This is a genomic window from Achromobacter sp. SX5 (genome assembly GCF_056711425.1).
Genome location: NZ_CM160041.1, coordinates 4,601,334 through 4,627,052, shown reverse-complemented (window position 1 = coordinate 4,627,052; position 25,719 = coordinate 4,601,334). Strand labels below are relative to the sequence as shown.

Genomic DNA, 25,719 nt, shown 5'->3' with positions numbered 1-25,719 from the left:
ATGAGCCGCATGCCGCGTATCTCGACTGCTTCTCCGCGCGCTTCGCGCAATACCCGTAACGGGCCTTCGCCCCTGCAGACGCGTCTGTCCGCGTTGCTGCGCGAAGCCCGATGGATTCTGTTCGCCGCCCTGGCGGCCTGGCTCACCCTGGTGCTCGCCACCTGGAGTCCGTCCGATCCTGGCTGGTCGCATTCCGTCCCCGCCGGCGCCATCCACAACCGTGGCGGCACGCTGGGCGCCTATCTGGCCGACATCCTGCTTTATCTGTTCGGTTTTTCCGCCTGGTGGTGGGTGGTGTTGCTGCTGCACCGCGTGCGCGCGGGCTACCGCCGCCTGGCCAGCCATCTCAAGGTAACGAACGGTAAGCAACCGGAAGTGCTGCCCCGCGTCCACTGGGAAGAGGGCATCGGATTCTTCCTGCTGCTGGTCGGCTCGCTGGGCATGGAGGCCCTGCGCCTGGCCAGCCACGGCACGCGCCTGCCGGGGGCGTCCGAAAACGCCAGCGGCGCCGGCGGCGTCATCGGCCAGACCCTGGCCGACCTGATCGGCCGCAGCATCGGCTTCACCGGCAGCACGCTGGCCTTCCTGGTCATGCTGGCGATCGGCCTGAGCCTGTTCTTCTCGTTCTCGTGGCTGTCGGTCGCCGAGCGCGTGGGTTCCTGGCTGGAGGGCCTGCTGCGCCGCGTGCGCGATTCCTACACCGCGCGCCAGGACCGCAAGGTCGGCGAGGTCGCCAAGGCCGTGCGCACCGAGCAGGTGGTGGCCAAGCAGGAAAAACTGGTCCACGAGCAGCCGGTGCGCATCGAGCCCGCCATCACCGTGGTGCCCAAGTCCGAACGGGTCGAAAAGGAAAAGCAGCAGTCGCTGTTCTTCGCCCCGTCGGGCGGCGCCGAGGGCGACCTGCCGGCCATCAGCCTGCTGGACCCGCCGCTGGCCAACCAGGAAACCGTGTCGGCCGAAACCATCGAATTCACCTCGCGCCTGATCGAAAAGAAGCTGGCCGACTTCGGCGTGTCCGTCACGGTGGTGGCGGCGCAGGCCGGCCCGGTCATCACGCGCTACGAAATCGAACCGGCCACCGGCGTCAAGGGCAGCCAGATCGTCAACCTGGCCAAGGACCTGGCGCGCGCGCTGAGCCTGGTCAGCATCCGCGTGGTGGAAACCATCCCCGGCAAGAACCTGATGGGCCTGGAACTGCCGAACCCGCGCCGCCAGATGGTGCGGCTGTCCGAGATCCTGGGGTCGCAGACCTACCACGCCAGCCATTCCGTCGTGACGATGGCGCTGGGCAAGGACATCGCCGGCAACCCGGTGGTGGCCGACCTGGCCAAGATGCCGCACCTGCTGGTGGCGGGCACCACCGGTTCGGGCAAGTCGGTGGGGATCAACGCCATGATCCTGTCGCTGCTGTACAAGGCCGACGCCTCCCACACCCGGCTGATCCTGATCGACCCGAAGATGCTCGAAATGAGCGTCTACGAAGGCATCCCGCACCTGCTGGCGCCGGTGGTCACCGACATGCGCCAGGCGTCGAACGCGCTGAACTGGTGCGTGGGCGAGATGGAAAAGCGCTACCGCCTGATGAGCAAGATGGGCGTGCGCAACCTGGCCGGCTACAACACCAAGATCCGCGAAGCCATCAAGCGCGAGGAACCGATCCCGAATCCGTTCTCGCTGACGCCGGACGCGCCCGAGCCGCTGTCGCCGCTGCCCACCATCGTGGTGGTCATCGACGAACTGGCCGACCTGATGATGGTCGTGGGCAAGAAGATCGAAGAGCTGATCGCGCGCCTGGCGCAGAAGGCGCGCGCGGCCGGCATCCACCTGATCCTGGCTACCCAGCGCCCCAGCGTGGACGTCATCACCGGCCTGATCAAGGCCAACATTCCCACGCGCATCGCCTTCCAGGTCTCGTCCAAGATCGACTCGCGCACCATTCTCGACCAGATGGGCGCCGAAACCCTGCTGGGCCAGGGCGACATGCTCTACATGCCGCCGGGCACCGGCCTGCCGGTGCGGGTGCACGGCGCCTTCGTGAACGACGATGAAGTCCACCGCGTGGTCGAAAGCCTGAAGTCGCAGGGCGAGCCCAACTACATCGAAGGCCTGCTCGAAGGCGGCCTGGACGGCGACGGCGAAGGCGCCAGCAGCGTCACCGGCATCGGCGGCGACGCCGAATCCGATCCGATGTACGACCAGGCCTGCGAAGTGGTGCTCAAGCACCGCCGCGCCTCGATCTCGCTGGTGCAGCGCCACCTGCGGATTGGTTACAACCGTGCGGCGCGGTTACTGGAGCAGATGGAGCAATCGGGTATGGTGTCGGCGATGCAATCCAACGGCAATCGCGAGATCCTGGTTCCCGCGGCGGCCGCCCGTGAGGAAGCCTGATGAAGACGTTACGCCGACTGGCCGCCGTGGCGGCCCTGACCCTGGCGCCCGCCGTGGCGCTGGCCGCCAGCGCGCAGGAACAGCTGCGCGCCTTCGTGGCCACGGTTTCGTCCGCCACCGGTTCGTTCTCGCAATACACCGTGAACAACCAGGGCCGCACGCAGCCGGCCCAGACCGGCGTGTTCTCGTTCCAGCGCCCCGGCAAGTTCAAATGGGCCGTGCAAAAGCCCTATGAGCAGCTGGTGGTGTCCGACGGCCGCAAGGTATCGCAGTTCGATCCCGACCTGGCGCAGGTGACCGAGCGCAAGGTCGACGCCGCCATCGGCACCTCGCCGGCGGCCATCCTGTTCGGCTCGGGCTCGCTCGAACAGTCTTTCGACGTCTCGGCGCTGCCGTCCAGGGACGGCGTCGACTGGCTGCGCGCCAAGCCGCGCACCGCGGACGCGGGGTTCTCGCGCGTGGACATCGGCATGAAGAACAACCTGCCGGTGCGCGTCGAACTGCTGGATTCCTTCGGCCAGACCACGCGCGTGGACCTGTCCGACATTTCCGCCAATCCCCAGCTTTCCGCCAAGGAATTCGAATTCGTCGCCCCGAAGGGCGTCGATGTCGTGAAGATGTGAGCGGCGCGGGGCGCGCGGCGCCCCACGAGCCACGACCTTTCGTCAGCCGGCGCGCTTGTACGCCACGCAATCCACCTCGACCTTGGCGTCGACCACCAGCGACGACTGCACGCAGGCGCGGGCCGGCGGATGGTCGCCGAAGTACTCCCTGAACACCTTGTTGAACGAGGCGAAGTCGCGCGCGTCGTCCAGCCACACGCCGCAGCGCACCACGTGCTCGCGCCCGTAGCCCGCTTCGTGCAGGATGCCCAGCACCTGTTCGATGGCCTTGCGGCTCTGGGCGACGATGCCGCCTTCGATGACTTCGCCATGTTCCATCGGCACCTGGCCGGACACGTACAGCCAGCCGTCGGCCTCGACCGCGCGGGCGAACGGCATGTGCGAGCCGCCCTGGCCGGTGCCGCCGGCGACTCCGTAGCGCTTGATGCCGTTATCGTCGGCGGTGGAAGCGTTGCTCATGGCTTTCTCCTTGGAATGATGATGCGCGGTTAAACGAAATTCCTGCGCAGGTCGCCGTTGCGCGGCAGCCAGCGGCCGGCGCGCTCGCCGGTGGGCTGGCCGTGGCGGTACGACAGCGCGCCGTTGACCCACACCGCCTCGATGCCGGCGGCGGTCTGCACCGGAGCGTCGAAGGTGGCGCGGTCGATGACCGTGGCCGGATCGAACAGCACCAGATCGGCATGATAGCCCTCGCGCAGCAGGCCGCGTTCGGCCAGGCCGAAGCGCGCCGCCGACAGGCCGGTCATCTTGTGCACCGCCTCGGCCAGCGGAAACAGGCCCACGTCGCGGCTGTAGTGGCCCAGCACGCGCGGAAACGCGCCCCACAGCCGCGGGTGCGGCATGGGATCGTTGGGCAGGCCGTCCGATCCCACCATGGTGAGCCGGTGCGACAGCACGCGGCGCACGTCGTCCTCGTGCATGTTGTGGTAGACGGCGCCGGCCGGCTGCAGCCGCGCGGCCGCCTCCAGCAGGCTCACGCCCCAGTCGGCGGCGATGGCGGCCAGCTTGCGGCGGGCCTGCTCGGGATGCGGCACGGACCAGGTGATGTCGATGTCGAACTCGTCGGTGACCTGCTTCAGATCCAGCGTGGACGAGCTGGCCGAATAGGGATAGCAGTCGCAGCCCACGTGCTGCAGCCGTCCGGCGTTCTCCAGCGAGGACAGCACTTCGCGCGTGCGGCCCCAGTTGCCGGCGCCGGCGCATTTCAGGTGCGACACCACCACCGGCACGCGCGCATGGCGCGCGATGTCGTAGGCCTCCTGCATGGCTTCCAGGATGGCGGCGAATTCCGAGCGCAGGTGGGTGGTGTAGAGCGCGCCGAATTCGTCCAGCGCCTCGGCCAGCAGCTTGACTTCGTCGGTGTCGGCCTCGAAGGCGGAAGCGTAGGCCAGGCCGGTGCTCAGGCCGATGGCGCCGTGGGCCAGCGCGTCGCGCAATTGCGCGCGCATCGCCAGGATTTCGGCATGCGTGGCGGGCCGGTCGAGCCGGTCCATGTGGTTGCTGCGCAGGGCGGTATGGCCCACCAGCGCCGCCACGTTGACGGCGGGGCCGGCGGCCTCGATGGCGCGGGTGTAGTCGGCGAAGCTGGGGTAGCTGAAGTCTTCGCGCCCGCCCAGCAGGTTCATCGGGTCCGGCGGTTCGCCGCGCAGGGTCACGGGCGAGGCGCTGATGCCGCAGTTGCCCACCACCACGGTGGTCACGCCCTGCGACAGCTTGGGCAGCATGCCGGGCGTGCGGATGACGTTGGTGTCGTCGTGCGTGTGCACGTCGATGAAGCCGGGCGCCAGCGCCAGGCCGGCGCCGTCGATGCGCTGGCGCGCCTGCGCGCCGGGCAAGTCGCCGATGGCGGCGATGCGTCCGCCGTCCAGGGCCACGCTGGCCCGGTAGGCGACGCCGCCGGTGCCGTCCAGGACCTGCACATTGCCGATGAGGGTGTCGTACATCTCGTGTTTCCGTTCAATCGCCCAGCGGCAGGCGGTTGGGGCCGCCCCGGTGTTCGTCCAGCACCAGCTTGATGCGGCGCAGGCGTTCGCGGTTTTCTTCCTGGTTCAGCATGGCCAGCTCGGTCGAGAGCAGGTCGATGGCCAGCATCATGGCGTAGCGCGAGGCCGAGGGCTTGTAGATGAAATCGGTTTCGTCGGTGCGGATCGGCAGCACCACGTCGGCCAGCGCGGCCAGCTCGGAGGTGGCGTCCGTGATGGCCACCAGGCGCGCGCGGTACTGCTTGACGATGCGGGCCGCGCCCACGATTTCCGGCGTCAGGCCGGAAGCCGACAGCACCAGCACCGCGTCGCGCTCGTCCAGCGTGGCCGCCACCATGCGCAGCAGCACGGCGTCGCTGTAGACCGCGATGGGATAGCCCAGCCGCACCAGGCGCGACTGCACTTCCTGCGCCAGCATGGCCGAGGCGCCGCCCATGCCGAATACGTAGATCATGCGCGCGCCGTCCAGCCTGGCGGCGGCGGCCTCGAACAGCGGCTCGGTGAAGACCGGCAGATGGGCGCGCAGCGTGCTTTCGATGTCGCCGTAGATGCGCGCGTAGAACGTGCTTTCCTCGGCCGGCGCGCTTGGATCCAGGAAGCGGCTGCCGACCGTGCTGGCCTGGGCCAGCTTCATCTTCAGGTCGCGCGTATCGTCGCAGCCGACGGTGCGGGCGAAGCGCGAGATGGTGGCGATGCTGACGCCGGCCTTGGCCGCCAGCTGGTCGACGGTGGCGCTGGCGCTCCAGATGATGTCGTCCAGGATGGCGTCGGCCACCTTGCGCTCGGTCACGCTCAGTGCGTCGCGCCGGCTGCGTATCTGGAAGACGATGTCGCGGATGATGTTCATGGAGATTCCTGGTTTACCGGGCCAGCTCGGGATCGTCGAGGCGCGAACAGGCCGCGTAATGGCCGGGGCCCACGTTGATCGTCTGGACGGCGGTCGTCGCGCAGGCCTCGATCGCGTGCGGGCAGCGCGTGCGGAACACGCAGCCGGAGGGCGGATCGACCGGGCTGGGAATGTCGCCCTTGAGCAGGATACGCGAACGCGGGGCGCGCGGATCGGGCACGGGCGCGGCCGACAGCAGCGCGCGGGTGTAGGGATGGCGGGGGCTGGCGTAGACCTCGCGGGTCGGGCCGCGCTCCATCACGCGGCCCAGGTACATCACCACGACCTCGTCGCACAGGTAGTCCACCACCGCCAGGTCATGGGCCACGAACAGCATGGTCAGGCCCAGGTCGCGCTGCAGGTCCTGCAGCAGGTTCAGCACCTGCGCCTGCACCGACACGTCCAGGGCCGAGACCGGCTCGTCGGCCACGATGAAGTCCGGCTCCACCGCCAGCGCGCGGGCGATGCCGATGCGCTGGCGCTGGCCGCCGGAGAACTCGTGCGGATAGCGGCGGGCGTGGTCGGCGTTCAGCCCCACGCGCTCCAGCAGTTCGCCGATGCGGGCGGCGCGGCGGTGCTGCGCCAGCTTGTGGGTGTCCAGCGCCTCGCCCAGGATCTCGGCCACGGTCATGCGCGGATTGAGGCTGGCGTACGGGTCCTGGAACACGATCTGCATGCGGCGGCGCCACGGCAGCATCTGTTTTTCGGAAAGCGTGGTGATGTCCTCGCCGTCGAACAGGATGCGGCCGGCGGTGGGGGCGAACAGGCGCAGCAGCGCGCGGCCCGTGGTGGTCTTGCCCGAGCCGGATTCGCCGACCAGGCCGACGATGGTGTTGCGCGGCACGTCGAAGCTGACGCCGTCGACCGCGCGCACCACGGGCGCGTGGCGCGCCTGCGACGTGGGGAAATGGACCTTCAGGTCCTGGATCTGCACCAGCGGCGCTTCGGCGCGTACGGGAGCCGGTCGGTTCGTCATATCGGGTTCACCTTGATGCAGCGCGCGCGGTGGTCGTTCTGCACCGGCACGAGTTCGGGCACGGCCGCCAGACAGTCGTCGGCGGCCAGCGGGCAGCGCGGCGCGAACGTGCAGCCCGGCGGCAGCGACAGCACGCTGGGCACGTTGCCGGGAATGGCGCGCAGGCGCTCGCCCGAGGCCAGCAGCGCGGCGGTGGGAATGCAGGACAGCAGACCGCGGGTGTAGGGGTGGCTGGGCTTTTCGAACAGGTCGTAGACGTCCGCGTCCTCGACCACGCGGCCCGCGTACATCACGGCCACGCGATGCGCGATCTCGGCCACCACGCCCAGGTTGTGCGTGATGAACAGGATGCTCATGTTCATCTCGGCCTGCAGCCGGCGCAGCAGGTCCAGGATCTGCGCCTGCACGGTCACGTCCAGCGCGGTGGTGGGCTCGTCGGCGATCAGCACCGCCGGATTGCAGGCCAGGGCCAGCGCGATCATCACGCGCTGGCGCATGCCACCCGACATCTGGTGCGGATACTCCTTGACGCGCCGGTCGGCGGCCGGGATTTCGACGCGCTCCAGCATTTCGCGGGCGCGCTTGAGCGCCGCGGCGTACGAGCCGCCTTCATGCTGCAGCACGGCTTCGGCGATCTGGTCGCCCACCGTGTACAGCGGATTCAGGCTGGTCATGGGCTCCTGGAAGATCATCGCGATCTCCGCGCCGCGGATGCGGCGCAGCGTCGCCGCCGAAGCGCGGGCCAGATCGTGCTGCGCGCCCTGGCGGTCGCGAAACAGGATGCGCCCGCCTTCGATGCGGCCGGCCGGCTTGGGCAACAGGCCCATGATGGAAAGGCTGGTCACGGACTTGCCGGAGCCCGACTCGCCGACGATGGCCAGCGTCTCGCCGCGGGCCAGCTCGAAGGTCACGCCGTCGACCGACTTGGCGACGCCGTCGCGGCTGTGGAACCAGGTCTGCAGGCCTTCCACGGAAAGCACGATGTCTCGGGTGCTTGCGGTCATGATTACAGCTCCTTGCGCAGGCGCGGATCGAGGACGTCGCGCAGCCCGTCGCCCACCAGTTGCAGCGACAGCACGGACAGCACGATGGCGATGCCGGGGAAGATCATGATCCAGTCGGCCGAGCCCATGTACTGCTGGCCGGCGTTGATCATGGTGCCCCAGGTCGGAATGTCGGGCGATACGCCCACGCCGAGAAACGACAGCCCGGCTTCGGCCAGGATGGCGTAGGCGAAAATGAAAGTGCCCTGCACCAGCAGCGGCGAGACCAGGTTGCGCAGCACGTGCACCGTGACGATGCGCCAGGTCGGCACGCCCAGCGCGCGCGCCGCTTCCACGAAAGGCAGCTCGCGGATCACCAGCGTCGAGGCGCGCACGATGCGGGCCAGGCGCGGCGTATAGACGATGCCCAGCGCGATCACCACGTTGATCAGCGACGGGCCGAGCGCGGCCACCAGCGAGATCGCCAGCAGGATGTCGGGAAAGGCCATCATGGCGTCGATCAGCCGCGAGACGAACTTGTCGGCCGAACGGAAGAAACCGGCGGCCAGGCCCAGCGCGATGCCCAGGATGCTGGAGACGATCACCACGGAAAAGCCCACCATCAGCGACAGCCGGCCGCCGTAGATGACGCGGCTGAACACGTCGCGGCCGAAATCGTCGGTGCCGAACCAGTGCGCCGCGCCCGGCGCCTTCAGCCGGTTCATGATGGACAGCTTGAACGGATCGTAGGGGCTGACCCATGGCGCCAGCAGCGCCGCGGCCACCAGCACGGCGATGACGATCAGGCTCACCAGCACCGTCTTGCGCGCCACCAGCAGGCGCAGCACCTGCCAGCGGTCGACGCCGGAATTCGGGGAAGTTGCGATAGCCATATCAGATCAGTAACGCACTCGAGGATCGACCAGCAGGTACAGCAGGTCGATGAAAAGATTGATCAGGACGTAGATGGCCGCGATGATCAGCAGCGCGCCCTGGATGACGGGGTAGTCGCGGCGCAGCACCGCCGACACCACCAGGCTGCCCACGCCGGGCAGGCCGAACACGGTCTCGGTCACGACCGCGCCGCTGATCAGCAAGGCGGTGGTCAGGCCCAGCACCGTCAGGATCGGGATCAGCGCGTTGCGCACGGCGTGCTTGAGGATCACCTTGCGCTCGGGCAGGCCCTTGGCGCGCGCGGTGCGCACGTAGTCGTCGCGCAGCACGTCCAGCATGCTGGCGCGGATGAAGCGGGTGATCAGCGCCGAGTTCACCAGGCCCAGCACCACCGCCGGCAGGATCAGGTGCGACATGCGCGTGGCGAGCGAGGCGTCCGGGCCGCCGTAGCCGGCCACCGGCAGCCAGCCCAGCTTCACCGAGAACAACTGCATCAGCAGCAGCCCCAGCCAGAAGCTGGGCACGCTGGAGGTGAACATCGAGAACGACAGCACCGACTGGTCCAGCGTGGTGCCGCGCTTGACCGCCGACAGTATCCCCACCGGCAGCGCGATGGCGCTGGCGATCAGCAGCGACAGCAGCGTCAGCAGCAGCGTGGGTTCGGCGCGGTCGGCCAGCGCCGCCAGCACCGGCTTGTTCATGAAGATGGACTGGCCTAGGTCGCCCTGGGCCAGCTTGCCCAGCCACGACAGGTACTGCACCGCCATGGGCTGGTCCAGCCCCAGCTGCGCGCGCAGCGCGGCGATGTCCTGCTGGCTGGCCTGCGGGCCCAGCATCACCGCGGCGGGATCGCCCGGCGTGATGCGGATGATCACGAACACGATGGTCGCGACGATGAACATCACGGCCACCAGCCCGACCAGCCGGTTCAAGAGATAGCGCAACACGATGAAAGCCCCGAAAAAATTGGAACGCCGAAGGACGTGGAGGGCGGCGCGAACCGCCATGCCCCCCGCGCCCTCAAACCATTACTTCGCCGCCTTCCACGCATTCCAGAAGTACGGCCACGGCACGGCCCGGGTCCCTTGCAGCGACGGCGAGCGCGCGGCCTGCGCATTGAAGTCGCCGACCTTGATGAAAGGCACCTCGTCATACACCGCCTGCTGCACGTCGGCCCAGCGCTTGACGCGTTCTTCCTGCGTGCGGGCCTGATTGAAGGCGTCCAGCACCTGGTTGCGGCGCGGCGTGTCCCACCAGCCCGGCGCGTCCTTGGACGGGAAGTCGATCAGCGCGGGCTCGGGCAGGAACGGGCTGTGCGTAATGAAGATGTCCCACAGCGCCGGGTCCTGGCGGCGCTGGGTCAGCGTGGCCCAGTCCACCACCTGCATGTCCACCGTGAAGCCGGCGGCCTTCAGGTATTCGGCGGCCACCAGCGCCATCTTGTAGTGGAACTCATACTGCTGGCTGGTCAGGATGCGGATCTTGCGGTCCTGCACCTGCGCGCCGTCCACCAGCTTCTTGGCCGCGGCGGCGTCGCCCTTGTTGTAGACCTTGCCGCCCAGCGAGGTGGCCCACGGGAAGCCTTCGGGATACAGGTCGCCGTTGAGCTTGTAGAAATCCTTGTTGCCGAACGCGGCGTACAGCATGTCCTCTTCGTTCAGCGCGAGCTGCACCGCCTGGCGCACGGCCAGGTTGGACATGATGCCCTGCTTGGTGTTGAGCACCAGCCGGGGCCAGCCGAAAGGCTTGAGCATGACCGGATCGGAACGGCCGTTCTTGAGCTTGGGCAGCGACTCCACCGGCAGGGCGTCGACATAGTCGAACTGGCCGGCCACCGCGCTTTCGACGCGGGTATTGGCGTTGCTGACCGGCACGAAGCGGATTTCGTCCAGGTATTGCTTGCGCGCGCCGCCGTAGCCGTCGGGCTCGCCATCGCGCTGCTTGTAGCCTTCGAAGCGGACCAGCTGGATGTACTGGTCGGGCACGCGCGCCTTCAGCTGATAGGGGCCGGTGCCGACGAACTCGGTCAGGGCGGGCGCGATCTTGCCCTTGGGCATGATGATGGCGGCGCTGTTGTTCATCGCCAGCAGCGCGGTCAGCGGCGCATAGGGCTGCTTGAGCGTGATGCGGACGGTGTTGGCGTCCGGCGCCTCGATGGCGCTGATGATCTTGGCGGCCATCTTGCCGCGCGTGGCGGTTTCGGTCCAGCGCTTGAGCGAGGCCGTCACGTCGGCCGAATCCATCCTGGAGCCGTCATGGAAAGTGATGCCCTGGCGCAGGGGAATGGTGTAGACCAGCCCGTCGGGCGACACCTCGGGCATCTTGTCGGCCAGCAGCGGCGTCAGGTTCCATTTGGCGTCGAAGGTGTACAGCGTTTCGAAGAAATGCTGCGTCAGGATGCCCACCAGGTCGGCCGTGCTGGTCATCGGGTCCAGCGTCGGCGGCTCGCCGACGGTGGCCACCGAGATCGTGCCTCCCTTGACCGGCGCGGCACTCAGGGCGGGGGACGACAATGCGGTCAAACCAATTGCGCCGGCCAGCAGCAGGCTATTGAGCCTGCCGCCTCGCGGGGAGGTGCGGAAGTTCATGATGCTCTCTCCAGAGGGTAGAAAACAGGATGTCGCGTGCGGATCGGGATTGCCCCGCGAGGGGGGCGGGAGGTCAGAAGAAAGTCGCGGCCACGTCGATGACGCCGTAGTGTTCGTCGACCAGCAGCACCTGGCGCCACTTGTCGAAAGTCAGGCAGGGGTGGGAGATGTCGAAGGCGATCATGTCGCCGACCTGGATGTCGTCGTCCGCGCCGATCTGCATGAAAGCGTGCTGGTCCATCATGGCGGTAAGCTTCCAGTGCGCGGGCGCGGCGTCCGGGGCCTGCGCGCCGGGGCGGTAGCGCAGGGCGGGCGTGGGCAGGCCGGCGTCGAAGGCGGCGTCGCGCTTGCCCAGCGCGACGATGGCGCGGCCCGGTTCGGGCAGCGATTGCACATAGGCCCAGACCTGCAGCGCCGGCTGCAGGCCGGGTTCCATGCCGCGGGCCACCGGATTGTTGGCGTTGATGCGCTCGGCCGCCGAGCGGTAGATGCCCACGTCGTGCGACAGGTAGCAACCGGGGCGCAGCACGATTTCCAGCGGCGCGCCGATATCGACCTGCGAGAATTCCTCGGCCACCACGTCGAACCAGGCCGAGCCCGCGCCCGAGATCAGGGCGGGACCGTTCCTGCGCAGCCGGCCGGCGGCCGCCAGTTCGCCGAGCGCGCCGGTGGCGCGGCGCAGGAAGGGGCGGATGGCGCTTTCTTCCTGCAGCACGCCTTCGTAGACCTCGATGCCGGCCAGCGCCAGGCCGGGCCAGCGCGCGATCTCGTCGGCCACGGCCTGCAGCTGCGCCTCGTCGCGCACGCCGGTGCGCCCGCCGGCCGGGCCCAGCTCGATCAGCACCGGCAGCACCAGGCCCTGCTCGCCGAAATAGGCGCCCAGCTGGGCGGCGTTGGCGGGCGAGTCCACGATGCAGAAGTAGGTGAAGGACGGATCGCGCAGGAGCCGCGCGATGATGGCCATGTTGGCGCGGCCCACCAGCTGGTTGGCCATCAGCACGCGGCGGATGCCGTGGCGGTAGGCGGCCAGCGTCTGCGGCGCCGTGGCCAGCGTGATGCCCCAGGCGCCGCCGTCGATCTGGCGCTGGAACAGGGCCGGACTCATGGTGGTCTTGCCGTGCGGCGCCAGCTTGACCTTGTAGGCCTCCATGAAGCGCTGCATCCATTGCAGGTTGTGCCGCACCCGCGATTCGTACAGCACGGCCACCGGCAGGCTGACGTCCTCGCGCAGCAGATTCCATTGCAGCCCGGCCACGCCGGCGGCGTCACAGGATTCGGGGAAGGCGCCCAGGCCTTTGCCGTTCGGGTCCAGCGGGGCGGGGGAGGAGGAGGGCGTCATGGCGGCTTCCTGGAAAATATTTACCGTCAAATCGGATTTTTTTCATTATCCTGAAAGAAATTTACAAGCGGCAGCTAGGAGTTTCCCGTAGTGCGCGGCGGCGCGACAATGGAACGAACGCTCGGTCTCAGGAAAAGGAAACGTCATGCTGAAAGTCGCTTTGGGCCAGTTCGCCGTCAGCCGCGTCTGGGAAGAAAACGCGCAGGTCTGCATCGACCTGATGGAACGCGCCCGCGCCGGCGGGGCCGGGCTGCTGGTGCTGCCCGAGGGCGTGCTGGCGCGCGACATCACCGATCCGCAGATCGTCCTGAAGGCCGCGCAGCCGCTGGACGGCCCCTTCATCGGCAAGCTGCTGGAGGCCAGCCGCGGATCGCCGCTGGCGACCATGATGTGCGTGCACGTCCCGACCGGAGAAGGGCGGGTCTGGAATACGCTGGTCACCCTGCAGGACGGCCGCATCCTGTCGCAGTACCGCAAGCTGCATCTGTACGACGCCTTCACCATGAAGGAATCCACCAACGTCACCGCCGGCGACGAGATCCCGCCCCTGCTCGACATAGGCGGGCTGCGCGTCGGCCTGATGACCTGCTACGACGTGCGCTTTCCCGAATTGGCGCGTCGCCTGGCGCTGGACGGCGCCGACCTGCTGGTCCTGCCGGCCGCCTGGGTGCGCGGCCCCTTGAAGGAAAAGCACTGGGAAGTGCTGGTCACGGCGCGCGCGCTGGAGAACACCTGCTACGTGGCCGCCACCGGCGAATGCGGCGAGCGCAACATCGGCTGCAGCATGGTGGTGGACCCGCTGGGCGTGGTGACGGCGCGCGCGGGCGAGGCGCCGGCGCTGGTGTACGCCGACATCGATCCCGAGCGCCTGGCGCACGCGCGCAAGGTGCTGCCGGCGCTGGCCAACCGCCGCTTCGCGCCGCCGCAGTTGGCCTAGGGCGCGGCATGGTGTAATGCTGGATTGATTATTCGCTTTCTTCCCCCATCTGCTGCCAATGAGCAATGATCTCTTTGCGGCCGATCCCGCGCATCGGCCCTATGTGCCCCTGGCCGAACGGCTGCGCCCGCGCACCCTGTCCGACGTGGTGGGGCAGTCGCACCTGCTGGGTCCGGACAAGCCGCTGCGCGTGGCTTTCGAATCCGGCCGCCCGCACTCCATGATCTTCTGGGGGCCGCCCGGCGTGGGCAAGACCACGCTGGCGCGCCTCATGGCCGACGGTTTCGACGCGCAGTTCATCGCCATCTCGGCGGTGCTGGGCGGCGTCAAGGACATCCGCGACGCGGTCACGGTCGCGCAGGTGGCGCAGGGCCAGGGCCGCCGCACCATCCTGTTCGTCGACGAGGTGCACCGCTTCAACAAGTCGCAGCAGGACGCCTTCCTGCCCTATGTGGAAAGCGGGCTGTTCACCTTCATCGGCGCCACCACGGAAAATCCCTCGTTCGAGGTCAACTCGGCGCTGCTGTCGCGCGCCCGCGTCTACGTGCTGCAATCGCTGACGGCCGAAGAACTGCAACTGCTGGTCGACCGCGCCGAGCAGGCGCTGAACGACGGCCGCGAGCCCGGCGAGACCATCCGCATCGAGCCCGACGCGCGCGAACAGCTGGCGGCCTGGGCCGATGGCGACGCGCGCCGCCTGATCAGCGCGGTGGAAGTGGTGGCGGAATCCGCCCAGTCGGCCGGCCGCGACAGCGTGGACGCGGCCTGGCTGGAGATTTCGCTGTCGCAGAACCTGCGCCGCTTCGACAAGGGCGGTGACGCGTTCTACGACCAGATCAGCGCCCTGCACAAATCGGTGCGCGGCTCCAATCCGGACGCCGCGCTGTACTGGTTCTGCCGCATGATCGACGGCGGCGCCGATCCGAAATACCTGGCCCGCCGCCTGGTGCGCATGGCGGTCGAAGACATCGGCCTGGCCGATCCGCGCGCCACCGACCTGGCCGTCAACGGCGCCGACATCTACGAGCGGCTGGGCTCGCCGGAAGGCGAACTGGCGCTGGCGCAGGCGGTGGTCTACATGGCCTGCGCGGCCAAATCCAACGCCGTCTACAACGCCTACAACCAGGCGCGCAAGTTCGCCGCCGAGCACGGCAGCGCGCCGGTGCCCATCCACCTGCGCAACGCGCCCACCAAGCTGATGAAGCAGCTGGGCCACGGCAAGGCCTACCGCTACGCGCACGACGAGCCCCACGGCTACGCCGCCGCCGAGCAATATTTCCCGGATGGACTGAATCCCTCCTTCTATCGGCCGACCGATCGCGGCCTGGAGGCTAAAATCCAGCAAAAGCTGGCATTCCTGCGTGAGCTGGACGCGCAGGAACGTGCCAGGAAACGCTAACGGGCCGCGCCCGTTGTCTCTCGCAACCTCACCGACCAAACCATGCTAGACCCGATACTGCTGCGCAAAGACCTGCAAACCGTCGTAGACCGCCTCAAGACCCGCGGCGTGTCCTTCGACACGGAACGGTTCAACGACCTGGAATCCCGCCGCAAGGCCGTCCAGACCGAAACCGAATCCCTGCAAGCCCGCCGCAACGCGCTGGCCAAGCAGATCGGCCAGCTCAAGGCCAAGGGCGAGGACGCCAGCGCCGTCATGGCCGAGTCGCAGGCCGTGCCGGTGCGCCTGAAGCAGCTGGAAGAAGAACTGGCCGCGCTGCAGCAGCCGCTCAACGATCTGCTGATGTCGGTGCCCAACCTGCCGCACGCCAGCGTGCCGCAAGGCGAGTCGGCCGACGACAACGTCGAGGTGCGGCGCTGGCTGCCCGGCCCGGCCGGCGCCGATGGCAATCCGCCGGCCCTGCCGTTCGAGGCGCGCGACCACGTCGCCGTGGGCGAGCCGCTGGGGCTGGATTTCGACACGGCCGCCAAGCTGTCGGGCGCCCGTTTTTCGTTCATGCGCGGCCCCATCGCGCGCCTGCACCGCGCGCTGGCGCAGTTCATGCTGGACCTGCAAACGGGCACGCACGGCTACACCGAGTGCTACACGCCGTACATCGTCAACGCCTCGACGCTTTACGGCACGGGCCAGCTGCCCAAGTTCAAGGACGACATGTTCGCCGTGTCCAAGGGCGGCGGCGACGACGATCCGAAACAGGATGAACAGGGCAAGCCCTATGTGCGCGAAGACCAGTACCTGATCTCCACTTCCGAAATCACGCTGACCAGCGTGGCGCGGGATACCATCCAGGCCGCGGCCGACCTGCCGCTCAAGCTCACCGCCCACACGCCGTGCTTCCGTTCCGAAGCCGGCAGCGGCGGGCGCGATACGCGCGGCATGATCCGCCAGCACCAGTTCGACAAGGTCGAAATGGTGCAGATCACGCATCCGGACCAATCGTACGAGGCGCTCGAAGAGATGGTCGGCCACGCCGAGCGCGTGCTGCAGCTGCTGGGCCTGCCGTACCGCGTGATGCTGCTGTGCACCGGCGACATGGGCTTCGGCGCGGCCAAGACCTACGACCTGGAAGTGTGGCTGCCGGCCCAGAACACCTGGCGCGAGATTTCTTCGGTCTCCAATTGCGAGACCTTCCAGGCCCGCCGCATGCAGGCGCGTTTCCGCAACGCCCAGGGCAAGCCGGAATACGTGCACACGCTCAACGGTTCCGGCCTGGCGGTGGGCCGCACGCTGGTGGCGGTGCTGGAAAACTGCCAGCAGGCCGACGGCAGCGTGCTGGTGCCTGAGGCCCTGCAGCCTTATATGGGCGGCCTGACGGTCTTGAAACCTTAGGTCCATCCACCGTTTGGAGGATAAAAAGGCGGAGTCTGCGGGCTCCGTTTTTTTTTTATTATGTGGACATATTCCTGTCGCCGCCGGACATTAACCTAGCGGCGCTGGTGGCTGATTTTGATGTGAACAGTTGTGTATTGCAATAAAAGGGCCGGATAGTTGAGGCACAATACGCAATGTGTTCGACACGCTTCATTCACTTAAATAAAAAGGAGTTGTCCATGACTTCAAGAATGATTGGAGATTTTCGTGTGAGATGCTCCGTGGCCCGTGAAGACGAACAGGGCTACCGCGTGCAGATATGGACTCGCCGCATCGGCGGCACTGCGCCGGAAAAATGCTGGACCGTCCCGGGGCAGGCGCCTTTCGCCAACCTGCAAGAGGCCGAGCAGCAGAGCCAGCAGTTGTTCCAGGGCATCAATGGCGTGCGTTTCAACGGTGAACCGGAGTTTGCTCATGCGTCCGCATAATGGCTGGTGGCGGGCGTCGAGTACGCCGCGCCGATGGATCGACCTCGTCCAGGAATCGCCCCGCTGGGCCGACGGCAAAACCGGCCAGGCGCCGCAGCAGCCGCCCGCGCTGGCGGCCAAACCCGCGCAGGCCCCGGCGGCCTGAAGGCAGTTCCCCCGGGGCACCGGACATGCCCCGAACGCCGCGGCTATTTCCGCGGCAAAAAAAGGCCACTCGCGAGAGTGGCCTTGGTATTTCCGGCGCTGGCGTCCGATCAGTCGCGGTCGTGTCCGCGGCCGCGATGGTGATGCTTGTAGCCGCCGTGGCGATAGTAACCGCCGCGGTCGTAGTAGCGGCCGCCGCGATAATAGACCGGCGCCGGATAGACTACCGGAGGCGCGACGTACACGGGCGCCGGACGGTAATAGACCGGGGGCGGCGGCGGCACGTACACCGGCTGGGGCGCCACGTAGACCGGCGCCGGGAAAACCACCCCGGGCACGCCGATGGAAATGCCCACGTCCACCCGGGCCAAGGCGGCGCTCGAGATCAGCAGACCCGCAGCACCGGCACCAGCGATAAGCCATTTTTTCATGTTGCACCTGCCTGCTGCATGACGCAGCAAAGTTGAGTATTCGTTGAGCCTATTTTCCGGCTTTTTCGCCGGCCATTGGTAAGCGAGCCGGCCTCAATCGCGACAATCCGCAACCGTCCCCCAACCCCCGTTCCCCGCCTTGCTGCCCTGCAGCAGCCGTCGCCCGCTATGGTGAAACGGATGATGAAATCGATTGAAATCGGCTGGAATGCGGTGTAGTGGGACGCCACGGTTACAGGCGGTCACGATCGGCGGGCGATTTCACGCGCGGGTGTTGCAGGAATGCGCCATTGCCGCGGCCGTCAGCCCTGCTGGCAGCGGAATTCGACCACCCAGACCCAGGGATTGGCGGCCCAGGCGTGGGCGCCGTAGCGTTCGCACCAGGTCAGGGCGAAGGCGGTTTGCAGCGGCACCCCGGGCAATAGCGACGAGGATTGGTAGAGCGCCGGGATGCCTTCGGCCCGGGCGTCGGCGTCGGACAAGTTTTGCAGCCGCTGGATGCGCACGCCCACGATCACGGCCGATGTGAAGGGATTGCCGGCCTCGTCGGTCAGGAGAATGCTTTCGCCCGATTTTCCGTACGGACATCGGACCCAGCTGGAAGTTTTCCGCAGCTCGGCGGGATTATCCACGGACGGCCCCATGGCCACCCATCTTCCGGAATCCGACGCGTCGGCATACCAGACGGTAGTCGGTTTGGTAGGCTGCGGTTTCAAGATACGCCGGCTCTGTACTTTATCGCCGTTCAATACAGCCTGTTTAAGCGGTTCGCTGAATTGAAGAGATTGCCTTTTCATACACTCGCGGTTCCTCTCACGATCAAGGCATGCGCCACAGCGGCATTTGCCCAGCCGGCGCATGCGAGAGCGCGGTCCGAGCCTGGCATCTTGCAGTATGCCGCCTAGCGGTCATCATGTCAGGGGTTCGCAAGGGATGTGTGTCATTTTGAATACGTTGCGAGGAAGTTTGTATACTCGAAGCATGAACACAGACCTGCACGATCTCAAGCCGGGTTACTACTGGTACACCATGGCGAACGACCCGCTGGCCATCATCCATATTCATGAGGATGGCGGCGCCACGCTGATGGGCACGGATTACCGTATCGGCGCCGAAGGCGTGGCCGATATGGTGCGCCAGGGCGAACGCTTTTTCTGGATCGAGCCGCCTCAAGTCTGAGCCGCCGGCGCACCGTCCACCATGACCGACCTCTTATTGAAAAACGTCCGGGCCGGTCGCGATCCGGTGGATGTGCTGGTGCGCGGCGGGCGCATCCGGAAAATCGGCCCGGCGCTGGAAGCCGAGCCCGGCATGGCCTTGGAAGACGGCGGCGGCGCCTTGCTGCTGCCCGGCCTGATCGAAGGCCATACCCATCTGGACAAGACCACCTGGGGTTCGCCCTGGTACGTGAACCAGGTGGGTCCTGCGCTGACCGACCGCATCCACAACGAACGGCAATGGCGCGCCAGCACCGGCCATGACGCCGCCAGCCATGCGCGCGCGCTGGCGCTGGCGTTCCTGCGCGAAGGCGCGACCCGCATCCGCACCCACGTCGACGTCGATACCGATGCCGGGCTGCGCCACCTGGACGGCGTGCATGCCACGCGCCAGGAACTGGCCGACCGCGTCGAGATCCAGACCGTGGCCTTTCCCCAGTCGGGCCTGCTGGTGCGGCCCGGCACCGCCGAGCTGCTGGACCGGGCGCTGGCGAACGGGGCCGATGTGCTGGGCGGACTGGACCCTTCGGCCATCGACCGCGATCCCGCGCGTTCGCTGGACGTGCTGTTCGGCCTGGCCGACAAGCATGGCAAGCCCGTGGACATCCATCTGCACGAACCGGGCGAACTGGGCGCGTTCACGCTGGAACTGATCCTGGACCGCACCCAGGCGCTGGGCATGAACGGCAAGGTCGTCATCAGCCACGCATTCTGCCTGGGCGGGGTGGACGCGAAGCGCCTCGAGGGCCTGCTGGGCCGGCTCGCCGCGCTGGACGTGGCGCTGCTGACCACCGCGCCGCCTTCGCGTCCGGTGCCTTCGCTGCGCGCCTGCCGCGACGCCGGCGTGACGCTTTTCGGCGGCAATGACGGCATCCGCGACACCTGGACCCCTTACGGCAGTCCCGACATGCTGGCGCGCGCCATGCTGATCGGGCTGCGCAACGACCTGCGCCGCGACGACGAGGTCGAATGGGCCTTCGATTGCGTGACCGCCGCCGCGGCCCGCGCCTGCGGCTTCGCCGATTACGGCCTGGCGCCGGGCGCGCGCGCCGACCTGGTGCTGGTCGACGCCAGCTGCGTGGCCGAAGCCGTGGCGCAGCGCGCGCCGCGCCGGCTGGTGGTGTCGCGCGGCGCAGTCGTGGCGCGCGACGGCCGCGACGCCTAGTCCCGGGCCAGCCCGAGCTGCGTCTCGGTCAGTTCCACGAAGGCCTGCATCAAGGCCGAACGCACGCCCGCGCGCGGCCAGATCGCGCCCACGGTGCGCACCGGGCAGGGCGCCGGCAGCGGCCAGCGCCTGACGTCGGCGGCCGGCGCGTCCGTGCTGGCCCAGTCCGGCAGCAGCGCGACGCCCAGCCCTTCCGACACCAACCTCGCGATGGAGTCGATGCCATCGAGCTCGAAGCGCACGTGCGGGCGCAGATTGCGCGCGCGCAGATAATCCTCGGCCATCTTGCCGCCCACCACGCTGCGGTCGTAGCGGATGTACGGCTCGCGCGCGAGCACGGCCAGCGGGTCGCGCACTTTCATGCTGGCCGGGGTCACCAGCACCAGCGGCTCGCGCCGCAGGTCGCGCCACGCGCAGGTCTTGGGAATGGAAAACAGGGGGTGCACCAGCAGCGCGCCGTCCAGTTCGCCGGACAGCACCTTGCTGTAGAGCAGGGTGGTGGGGGCGGGTTCTATGTAGATCTCGATCTGCGGATGGCGCGCCACCCAGGTCCGCAGCACCGGCGGCATGATGCCGGTCAGCGCCGTGGGCGTGGCCCCCAGCCTGAGCGGGCCGGCGGGCAGTTCGGTGTCCGAGGCCGCAGAGCGCAGGTCGCGCACGTCGCGCAGGATGGCGCGGGCGCGTTCGAGGATGCGCAAGCCGGCCGGCGTGGGCTTGACGGTGCGGCCCGAGCGCGCGATGAGCGCGCTGCCCATGTCGGCTTCGAGCGCCCGCAGCCGCTGCTGCACGGTGGCCGGCGTCAGGCCCTGGTGGCGCGCGGCCTGGGCGATGGAACCGAGTTCCACGACGTGCACGTAGGTTTGCAGAAAACGCGAGTCCATGGCGGCGGCAGCCCTGTGGAAGATGGTTTTTCCATATTCTAAAGATGGGTGACGATAATTGTTGTTTTCTTTGGCCACGGCAAGAATACGTGCAGGGCGTCGCGCTGGCGGCGCCAGCCGAACCTCTCAGCCCCCCAAAGGAGCCTGTTGTGCCCATCATCGAATCCATAGACGTCTGCGCCGCCGCGGTGCCCCTGGACAAAGTCACCTCGTTTTCCAACCGCACCGTGTCGTCGCGGCACTATGGCCTGGTGAAGGTCCGCTCTTCCGACGGCGTCGAAGGCATAGGCTTCTGCTACGTGGGCAGCGCCGGCGGCGCCATTTTCGAGGCGGCGGTGCAGAGCCTGCTCGCGCCGGTGCTGCTGGGCAAGGATTCCCATGCCGTCGAGGGGCTGTGGCAGGCCATGTACCAGGAGGCGCTGCTGCAGGGGCGCCAGGGCACGGTGATGCGCGCGCTCAGCGCGCTGGACATCGCGCTGTGGGACCTCAACGCCAAGGCCGCCGGCCTGCCGCTGCACCGCTACCTGGGCGCGGTCGAGCTGGAGTCGGTGCCGGCATACGCCAGCGGCGGCTACTACCTCGACGGCAAGACGCCGCAGCACCTGGGCGAGGAAATGGCCAGCTACGTGGACAAGGGATTCCGCGCGGTCAAGATGAAGACCGGCCGCCTGTCGCCGGCCGAGGAAGAGGCGCGCCTGAAGGCCGCGCGCGAAGCCGTGGGGCCGGACGTCGAACTGATGATGGACTGCAACAACGCCTGGCAGGACGTGACCCAGGCCATGCAGTACATCCGCCGCTTCGAGCAATACGATCCCTACTTCATCGAGGAGCCGTTCGGCCCCGATGACATCGATAGCCACTCCAAGCTGGCGCGGCTGACGCGCCTGCCCATCGCCACCGCCGAAATCGGCTACGGCCGCTGGTATCACAAGGAGCTGCTGGACAAGGGCGCGGCGGGCATCCTCCAGACCGACGCCGCCGTGTGCGGCGGCATCACCGAATGGAAGCGCATCGCCGCCACCGCCGCCAGCTACGGCGTGGTGGTCTGCCCGCACTGGTTCCACGACGTGCACGCGCCGCTGGTGGCTGCCACGCCGAACGCGCGCTACGTCGAATTCTTCTGGGACGACCAGGTGCTGAACTTCCGCAAGCTGGTCGACCGCCAATTGAGCCACAAGAACGGCCGCGTGATCCTGCACCAGGAACCCGGCCTGGGCTTCGGCTTCGATGAGCGCATGGTGGAGCGCTACGGCAAGTGGACCCGCGTCGGCCGCTGAGCGCCGCGGGCGGCGTCGCGACCCGCGGCGCCGCATGACTATCAGTCGCCGGCGGCAAGACCGGCGCGCGAGGAGACAGCAATGCAACGTAGGCAATTCATGAGCGGCGCCGTGGCGCTGGGCGCGGCGCTGATGCTGCCGGCGATGGCGCGGGCGCAGGACATGCCGTCGGGGCCGGTGAAAATCGTGGTGGGGTTTCCCGCCGGCGGCGGCACCGACGTGCTGGCGCGCCTGCTGGGCCAGAAGCTGGGCGTGCTGTGGAACCTGCCCGTCATCGTCGAAAACCGCGCGGGCGCGGCCGGCGTAATCGCCGCCGAGCAGGTGGCCCGCCAGCCCAATGACGGCAATACGCTGATGATGGCGCACGTCAACAGCCACGGCATCGCGCCCGGGCTGCAGCCCAAGCTGGCCTATTCGGTCGAGCGCGATTTCTCGCCTATCGCGCTGGTGGGCAAGACGCCCACCATCCTGATCGGCGGCGCCTCGCAGCCGGCCAGGACGCTGCCCGAACTGGTCGCGCTGTGCCGCGCCCAGCCGGGCAAGATCGTGTTCGGTTCGGCCGGCAGCGGCTCGGCCCAGCACCTGGCGCTGGAGATCTTCAAGGCGCGCGCCGGCATCGACGTGCTGCACGTGCCCTACAAGGGCTCCGCGCCGCTGATGAACGACCTGATGGGCGGCCACGTGCAGTACTGCTTCGAAGGCATGACCACCGCGACGCCGCTGCTGCAGTCCGGCAAGGTGATCGGCCTGGCGCAGACGCTGCAGCGCCGCTCCAAGAGCCATCCGGACGTGCCCACCGTGGCCGAGCAGGGCTATCCCGGATTCGAGGCCAGCATCTGGTTCGGCATGGTGGGCCCGGGCAATATGCCGGGCCCCATGGTCCAGCGCATGAACCAGGACATCGACCGCGTGCTGGCCATGCCCGACGTGCAGGAAAAGCTGGCGCAGATCGGCGCGGAAGAAGGCGGCGGCAGCGCGCAGCGCTTCGCCGATTTCATGCGGCAGGAACAGCAGAAATACGCCAGGACCATCAAGGACGCCAAGCTCGTCGCCGAGGGCTGAGCGGCCGCGGGCGGGCCGCTCAGCCCCCGGCGGGGGCCGCCCAGCCGGCCGAGGCCGAGATCGAGCGCGCCTTCTCGCCGAGCAGGCGCGCGGTCTCGGACTGCAGATCGTCGTCGATGGAGCCGACCGGCCCCATCAGCGTGATGGCGGCCTTCATTTCGCCCAGCATGTCGAAAATGGGCGCCGACAGCGACGTGAAATGCGGCAGCAGCGCGTCGCGGCAGCGGCTCAGGCCGTGCTTGAGCACCTCGTCGCGGATGGCCTGCACGTCCTGCAGCGTGTACGAGTTGCCCGCCGCGCCGCCGGCGCCCTCGGGCACCGGCGAGGCCATTTCCTGCTCCAGCAGCTCGCGCGTGCTGGCTTGCGGCAGATGCGCCAGGAAGTTGCGGCCCAGCGCCGACGACAGCAGCGGCAGCACGCTGCCCACGCGCAATTCCAGCAGCGGCCGGCTGCGGCTGCCCTCGACCCGGTAGACGATGGTCGGACCCTTGTTGCCCCAGACTCCCAGGAACACCGTCTGGCCGGTGATCGCGGCCACCTCGGCCATGACCGGCCGGGCCGTGGTGAAGACGTCGAACTGCTCCAGCGCCGCCAGTCCCAGCCGCAAGGCATAAGGGCCCAGGCCGTAATGGCCGGTGTCCGCGTGCTGCTGCACCACGCCCACCTTCTGGAAACTCACCAGGTAGTAATGGACGTTGGGCACCGTCAGTTCACAGGCCTGCGCGATTTCCTTCAACGGGATCGGGCGGCCGGCCTTGCGGATCAGGTCCAGGATGCGGAACCCCACTTCGATCGACTGGATGCCTCTGCGCGCGGCGGCTGGCGCTTTTTCTGCGTTTTCATCGACCTTGCCGGCGGGCCTAGCCATGACTGCCTCCTCTGTTTCTGGCGGGAGTGTAGCAGCGGCGCCGGGGGCCTTCCGGGGCCGCGTGCCGGGTTTTCCCCAGCTTTTTCAGCCCCGGCTTTAGATTTGATAATAGTTAATGACTACAGCAGTATCAATCTAAGTGATCGGGAAAGCAGGCATGGACGCAAATATTGCAATGCAGCATCCGGGTGGCGCGCAGACGCTCAGCCGCAAAGAGGAACGCCAGGTCGTGGTGGCATCGACCCTCGGCACCTTGTTCGAGTGGTACGACTTTTTCATCTATGGAACCCTGGCCGTCTTCATGAGCCAGGTGCTGTTTCCGCAGGACAATCCGACCGTGGCGCTGCTGGCGGCGCTGGGCGCGCTGGCGGTGGGCTTCATCATCCGGCCGCTGGGCGCGGTGCTGTTTGGCTATCTCGGCGACAGGCTCGGGCGCAAGTACACCTTCCTGATCACGGTGGTGATGATGGGCGGGGCGACCGTGCTGATCGGCTGCCTGCCCACCTATGAATCGGCGGGCCACCTGTCGTGGATACTGCTGCTGACCCTGCGCGTGGTGCAGGGCCTGGCCGTGGGCGGCGAATACGGCGGCGCGGTGATCTATGTGGCCGAGCATTGCGAGCCGCGGCGCCGCGGCCTGTTGACCGGCTGGATCCAGATCACCTCGTCGGCCGGGCTGATCCTGTCGCTGGTCGTGATCCTGTGCACCCAGGCCGCGATGAGCGCCGAGGACTTCCGCCAATGGGGCTGGCGCCTGCCGTTCATCCTGTCGATCGTGATGCTGGCGATTTCCATCTATGTGCGCGCCAGGCTGCACGAGTCGCCCGTGTTCACGCGCATGAAGCAGCAGAACCGCCTGTCGAAGAATCCGGTCAAGGAGACCTTCGGCCAATGGTCCAGCCTGCGCCTGGTGCTGCTGGCGCTGGTCGGCGTCACCGCCGGCCAGGGCGCGACCTATTTCACCGGCCAGTTCTACGTCATGATCTTCCTGCAGCAGGCGGTGCAGCTGGACCAGACCAGCGTGTACACGCTGATTCTGATCGGCTTCATCATCGGCGCGCCGACCTTCGTGCTGTTCGGCTGGCTGTCCGACCGCATCGGCCGCAAGTGGATCATGATGGCCGGCCTGTTCATCGCCGCCATCGGCTACCATGCCATGTTCGACGTGCTGCTCAAGGCCGGCAATCCCGCCCTGGCGCAGGCCATGCAGACCACGCCGGTGCGCGTGCATGCCGATGTCGGCGGCGGCGCCTGCGACTTCGGATTGCAGGCGGCGATGGTGGGCAGCCATGCCGACCACAAGAAAGTCTGCGTGCAGGCCAAGAAATTCCTGGTCGCCAAGGGCATCAACTTCGAGTATGCCGAGCCGCTGCCGGGCCAGGAGATCGCCATGAGCGTGGGCGGCCAGACCGTCAACGGCTTCGACCGGGCCGGCTACGCCGCCGCGCTGGCCGCCGCCGGCTACCCCGAGCGCGCCGATCCGGCGCGAGTCGACAACACCGTCATCGTGCTGATCCTGGTGCTGATGACCGCCGTGGTCGCCATGGTCTATGGCCCGGTCGCGGCCTACCTGGTGGAGCTGTTTCCGGCCCGCATCCGCTATACGGCGCTATCCTTCCCGTACCACATCGGCGCCGGCATCTTCGGCGGCATCGTGCCCTTTACCGCGACCTACCTGGCCCAGGCCAGCGGCAATATCTTCGGCGGCCTGATGTACCCGGTCGCCGTGACGGCGGTGGTCGGCGTCATCGGCAGCCTGTTGCTGCCCAACACCCGCGCCACGGCCATCGACGACGACCCGACGCACTGAGAGAGAGGAG

General features: G+C 67.8%; 25 protein-coding genes. 12 read left to right on the top strand and 13 right to left on the bottom strand.

Annotated elements, in window-relative coordinates:
* The first annotated feature begins 9 nt into the window (after positions 1-9).
* Positions 10-2,388, top strand: a complete 2,379-nt coding sequence (locus tag AC1M14_RS21620; protein WP_102774229.1) for a DNA translocase FtsK — start codon at positions 10-12, stop codon at positions 2,386-2,388.
* On the top strand, positions 2,388-3,011 hold the full coding sequence (gene lolA / locus AC1M14_RS21615; protein ID WP_479730438.1) for an outer membrane lipoprotein chaperone LolA: 624 nt from the start codon (positions 2,388-2,390) through the stop codon (positions 3,009-3,011). Before AC1M14_RS21620 ends, lolA begins: the two co-directional genes overlap by 1 nt.
* A gap of 42 nt (positions 3,012-3,053) precedes the next feature.
* Here the strand turns inward: lolA and AC1M14_RS21610 are convergent, their stop codons facing one another.
* From AC1M14_RS21610 to AC1M14_RS21570, 9 genes are all read right to left on the bottom strand, one after another.
* Positions 3,054-3,470, bottom strand: a complete 417-nt coding sequence (locus AC1M14_RS21610; protein WP_102774231.1) for a RidA family protein — start codon at positions 3,468-3,470, stop codon at positions 3,054-3,056.
* Positions 3,471-3,499: 29 nt separating this feature from the next.
* A complete protein-coding gene (locus AC1M14_RS21605; RefSeq protein WP_479730437.1) occupies positions 3,500-4,954 on the bottom strand; it encodes an N-acyl-D-amino-acid deacylase family protein in 1,455 nt (484 codons plus the stop codon).
* Positions 4,955-4,967: 13 nt separating this feature from the next.
* The gene (locus AC1M14_RS21600; protein WP_102774233.1) at positions 4,968-5,840 is read right to left on the bottom strand and encodes a MurR/RpiR family transcriptional regulator; all 873 of its coding nucleotides are present in this window, start codon (positions 5,838-5,840) and stop codon (positions 4,968-4,970) included.
* Positions 5,841-5,853: 13 nt separating this feature from the next.
* Entirely contained in the window at positions 5,854-6,855 is a 1,002-nt protein-coding gene (locus tag AC1M14_RS21595; RefSeq protein ID WP_479730436.1) for an ABC transporter ATP-binding protein, read from the bottom strand.
* On the bottom strand, positions 6,852-7,859 hold the full coding sequence (locus tag AC1M14_RS21590) for an ABC transporter ATP-binding protein (protein WP_479730435.1): 1,008 nt from the start codon (positions 7,857-7,859) through the stop codon (positions 6,852-6,854). The genes AC1M14_RS21595 and AC1M14_RS21590 overlap by 4 nt, the downstream gene beginning before the upstream one ends.
* A gap of 2 nt (positions 7,860-7,861) precedes the next feature.
* Positions 7,862-8,731: an ABC transporter permease gene (locus AC1M14_RS21585; RefSeq protein WP_479730434.1), complete on the bottom strand. Its 870-nt coding sequence runs from the start codon at positions 8,729-8,731 to the stop codon at positions 7,862-7,864.
* A 6-nt stretch (positions 8,732-8,737) separates the two neighbouring features.
* Positions 8,738-9,679, bottom strand: a complete 942-nt coding sequence (locus tag AC1M14_RS21580; protein WP_111826688.1) for an ABC transporter permease — start codon at positions 9,677-9,679, stop codon at positions 8,738-8,740.
* Between the two features lie 81 nt (positions 9,680-9,760).
* On the bottom strand, positions 9,761-11,320 hold the full coding sequence (locus AC1M14_RS21575) for an ABC transporter substrate-binding protein (RefSeq protein ID WP_102774237.1): 1,560 nt from the start codon (positions 11,318-11,320) through the stop codon (positions 9,761-9,763).
* 73 nt (positions 11,321-11,393) lie between these two features.
* Complete coding sequence (locus AC1M14_RS21570; protein WP_479730433.1) at positions 11,394-12,659, bottom strand: amino acid deaminase; 1,266 nt, start codon at positions 12,657-12,659, stop codon at positions 11,394-11,396.
* A gap of 145 nt (positions 12,660-12,804) precedes the next feature.
* On the opposite strand from AC1M14_RS21570, the gene AC1M14_RS21565 reads away from it, so the two are divergent.
* The 5 genes from AC1M14_RS21565 (at position 12,805) to AC1M14_RS21545 (ending at position 16,999) form a co-directional block, all read left to right on the top strand.
* Complete coding sequence (locus AC1M14_RS21565) at positions 12,805-13,596, top strand: deaminated glutathione amidase (protein WP_102774238.1); 792 nt, start codon at positions 12,805-12,807, stop codon at positions 13,594-13,596.
* Between the two features lie 58 nt (positions 13,597-13,654).
* On the top strand, positions 13,655-14,995 hold the full coding sequence (locus tag AC1M14_RS21560; protein WP_102774239.1) for a replication-associated recombination protein A: 1,341 nt from the start codon (positions 13,655-13,657) through the stop codon (positions 14,993-14,995).
* Between the two features lie 42 nt (positions 14,996-15,037).
* Entirely contained in the window at positions 15,038-16,384 is a 1,347-nt protein-coding gene (serS, locus tag AC1M14_RS21555) for a serine--tRNA ligase (protein WP_102774240.1), read from the top strand.
* A gap of 221 nt (positions 16,385-16,605) precedes the next feature.
* Positions 16,606-16,854, top strand: a complete 249-nt coding sequence (locus tag AC1M14_RS21550; RefSeq protein ID WP_102774241.1) for a hypothetical protein — start codon at positions 16,606-16,608, stop codon at positions 16,852-16,854.
* Positions 16,841-16,999, top strand: a complete 159-nt coding sequence (locus AC1M14_RS21545; protein WP_168202239.1) for a hypothetical protein — start codon at positions 16,841-16,843, stop codon at positions 16,997-16,999. The genes AC1M14_RS21550 and AC1M14_RS21545 overlap by 14 nt, the downstream gene beginning before the upstream one ends.
* A 109-nt stretch (positions 17,000-17,108) precedes the next feature.
* Here AC1M14_RS21545 and AC1M14_RS21540 read toward each other — a convergent pair whose 3' ends face one another.
* Both AC1M14_RS21540 and AC1M14_RS21535 read right to left on the bottom strand, forming a co-directional pair.
* Entirely contained in the window at positions 17,109-17,429 is a 321-nt protein-coding gene (locus AC1M14_RS21540; protein ID WP_102774242.1) for a virulence factor, read from the bottom strand.
* A gap of 302 nt (positions 17,430-17,731) precedes the next feature.
* On the bottom strand, positions 17,732-18,226 hold the full coding sequence (locus tag AC1M14_RS21535) for an ASCH domain-containing protein (RefSeq protein ID WP_209165097.1): 495 nt from the start codon (positions 18,224-18,226) through the stop codon (positions 17,732-17,734).
* 184 nt (positions 18,227-18,410) lie between these two features.
* Between AC1M14_RS21535 and AC1M14_RS21530 the strand changes: the two genes are divergently transcribed.
* On the top strand, positions 18,411-18,608 hold the full coding sequence (locus AC1M14_RS21530; protein ID WP_043543675.1) for a hypothetical protein: 198 nt from the start codon (positions 18,411-18,413) through the stop codon (positions 18,606-18,608).
* Between the two features lie 21 nt (positions 18,609-18,629).
* The gene (locus AC1M14_RS21525) at positions 18,630-19,811 is read left to right on the top strand and encodes an amidohydrolase family protein (protein ID WP_209165095.1); all 1,182 of its coding nucleotides are present in this window, start codon (positions 18,630-18,632) and stop codon (positions 19,809-19,811) included.
* Here AC1M14_RS21525 and AC1M14_RS21520 read toward each other — a convergent pair.
* Positions 19,808-20,692, bottom strand: coding sequence for a LysR family transcriptional regulator (locus AC1M14_RS21520; protein ID WP_479730432.1), 885 nt, complete (start codon positions 20,690-20,692; stop codon positions 19,808-19,810). The two genes, AC1M14_RS21525 and AC1M14_RS21520, sit on opposite strands and share 4 nt — an antisense overlap.
* Before the next feature lie 149 nt (positions 20,693-20,841).
* Here AC1M14_RS21520 and AC1M14_RS21515 point away from each other — a divergent pair, with 149 nt between their 5' ends.
* Together AC1M14_RS21515 and AC1M14_RS21510 are read left to right on the top strand one after the other, a co-directional pair.
* Positions 20,842-21,969, top strand: a complete 1,128-nt coding sequence (locus tag AC1M14_RS21515; protein WP_479730431.1) for a mandelate racemase/muconate lactonizing enzyme family protein — start codon at positions 20,842-20,844, stop codon at positions 21,967-21,969.
* A gap of 81 nt (positions 21,970-22,050) precedes the next feature.
* Complete coding sequence (locus AC1M14_RS21510; protein WP_479730430.1) at positions 22,051-23,031, top strand: Bug family tripartite tricarboxylate transporter substrate binding protein; 981 nt, start codon at positions 22,051-22,053, stop codon at positions 23,029-23,031.
* Positions 23,032-23,050: 19 nt separating this feature from the next.
* Here the strand turns inward: AC1M14_RS21510 and AC1M14_RS21505 are convergent, their stop codons facing one another.
* Positions 23,051-23,899 carry an IclR family transcriptional regulator gene (locus AC1M14_RS21505; RefSeq protein ID WP_479730429.1) on the bottom strand — a complete coding sequence of 283 codons (849 nt, stop codon included), beginning with the start codon at positions 23,897-23,899 and terminating at the stop codon, positions 23,051-23,053.
* A gap of 157 nt (positions 23,900-24,056) precedes the next feature.
* On the opposite strand from AC1M14_RS21505, the gene AC1M14_RS21500 reads away from it, so the two are divergent.
* Positions 24,057-25,709: an MFS transporter gene (locus AC1M14_RS21500; RefSeq protein ID WP_479730428.1), complete on the top strand. Its 1,653-nt coding sequence runs from the start codon at positions 24,057-24,059 to the stop codon at positions 25,707-25,709.
* Positions 25,710-25,719 lie beyond the last annotated feature (10 nt).

Excerpts from the sequence above, each read along its gene's own strand:
- AC1M14_RS21620 (WP_102774229.1), top strand. The coding sequence starts at position 10 with ATGCCGCGTATCTCGACTGCTTCTCCGCGCGCTTCGCGCAATACCCGT.
- lolA (WP_479730438.1), top strand. The coding sequence starts at position 2,388 with ATGAAGACGTTACGCCGACTGGCCGCCGTGGCGGCCCTGACCCTGGCG.
- AC1M14_RS21610 (WP_102774231.1), bottom strand. The coding sequence starts at position 3,470 with ATGAGCAACGCTTCCACCGCCGACGATAACGGCATCAAGCGCTACGGA.
- AC1M14_RS21605 (WP_479730437.1), bottom strand. The coding sequence starts at position 4,954 with ATGTACGACACCCTCATCGGCAATGTGCAGGTCCTGGACGGCACCGGC.
- AC1M14_RS21600 (WP_102774233.1), bottom strand. The coding sequence starts at position 5,840 with ATGAACATCATCCGCGACATCGTCTTCCAGATACGCAGCCGGCGCGAC.
- AC1M14_RS21595 (WP_479730436.1), bottom strand. The coding sequence starts at position 6,855 with ATGACGAACCGACCGGCTCCCGTACGCGCCGAAGCGCCGCTGGTGCAG.
- AC1M14_RS21590 (WP_479730435.1), bottom strand. The coding sequence starts at position 7,859 with ATGACCGCAAGCACCCGAGACATCGTGCTTTCCGTGGAAGGCCTGCAG.
- AC1M14_RS21585 (WP_479730434.1), bottom strand. The coding sequence starts at position 8,731 with ATGGCTATCGCAACTTCCCCGAATTCCGGCGTCGACCGCTGGCAGGTG.
- AC1M14_RS21575 (WP_102774237.1), bottom strand. The coding sequence starts at position 11,320 with ATGAACTTCCGCACCTCCCCGCGAGGCGGCAGGCTCAATAGCCTGCTG.
- AC1M14_RS21570 (WP_479730433.1), bottom strand. The coding sequence starts at position 12,659 with ATGACGCCCTCCTCCTCCCCCGCCCCGCTGGACCCGAACGGCAAAGGC.
- AC1M14_RS21565 (WP_102774238.1), top strand. The coding sequence starts at position 12,805 with ATGCTGAAAGTCGCTTTGGGCCAGTTCGCCGTCAGCCGCGTCTGGGAA.
- AC1M14_RS21560 (WP_102774239.1), top strand. The coding sequence starts at position 13,655 with ATGAGCAATGATCTCTTTGCGGCCGATCCCGCGCATCGGCCCTATGTG.
- serS (WP_102774240.1), top strand. The coding sequence starts at position 15,038 with ATGCTAGACCCGATACTGCTGCGCAAAGACCTGCAAACCGTCGTAGAC.
- AC1M14_RS21550 (WP_102774241.1), top strand. The coding sequence starts at position 16,606 with ATGACTTCAAGAATGATTGGAGATTTTCGTGTGAGATGCTCCGTGGCC.
- AC1M14_RS21545 (WP_168202239.1), top strand. The coding sequence starts at position 16,841 with ATGCGTCCGCATAATGGCTGGTGGCGGGCGTCGAGTACGCCGCGCCGA.
- AC1M14_RS21540 (WP_102774242.1), bottom strand. The coding sequence starts at position 17,429 with ATGAAAAAATGGCTTATCGCTGGTGCCGGTGCTGCGGGTCTGCTGATC.
- AC1M14_RS21535 (WP_209165097.1), bottom strand. The coding sequence starts at position 18,226 with ATGAAAAGGCAATCTCTTCAATTCAGCGAACCGCTTAAACAGGCTGTA.
- AC1M14_RS21530 (WP_043543675.1), top strand. The coding sequence starts at position 18,411 with ATGAACACAGACCTGCACGATCTCAAGCCGGGTTACTACTGGTACACC.
- AC1M14_RS21525 (WP_209165095.1), top strand. The coding sequence starts at position 18,630 with ATGACCGACCTCTTATTGAAAAACGTCCGGGCCGGTCGCGATCCGGTG.
- AC1M14_RS21520 (WP_479730432.1), bottom strand. The coding sequence starts at position 20,692 with ATGGACTCGCGTTTTCTGCAAACCTACGTGCACGTCGTGGAACTCGGT.
- AC1M14_RS21510 (WP_479730430.1), top strand. The coding sequence starts at position 22,051 with ATGCAACGTAGGCAATTCATGAGCGGCGCCGTGGCGCTGGGCGCGGCG.
- AC1M14_RS21505 (WP_479730429.1), bottom strand. The coding sequence starts at position 23,899 with ATGGCTAGGCCCGCCGGCAAGGTCGATGAAAACGCAGAAAAAGCGCCA.
- AC1M14_RS21500 (WP_479730428.1), top strand. The coding sequence starts at position 24,057 with ATGGACGCAAATATTGCAATGCAGCATCCGGGTGGCGCGCAGACGCTC.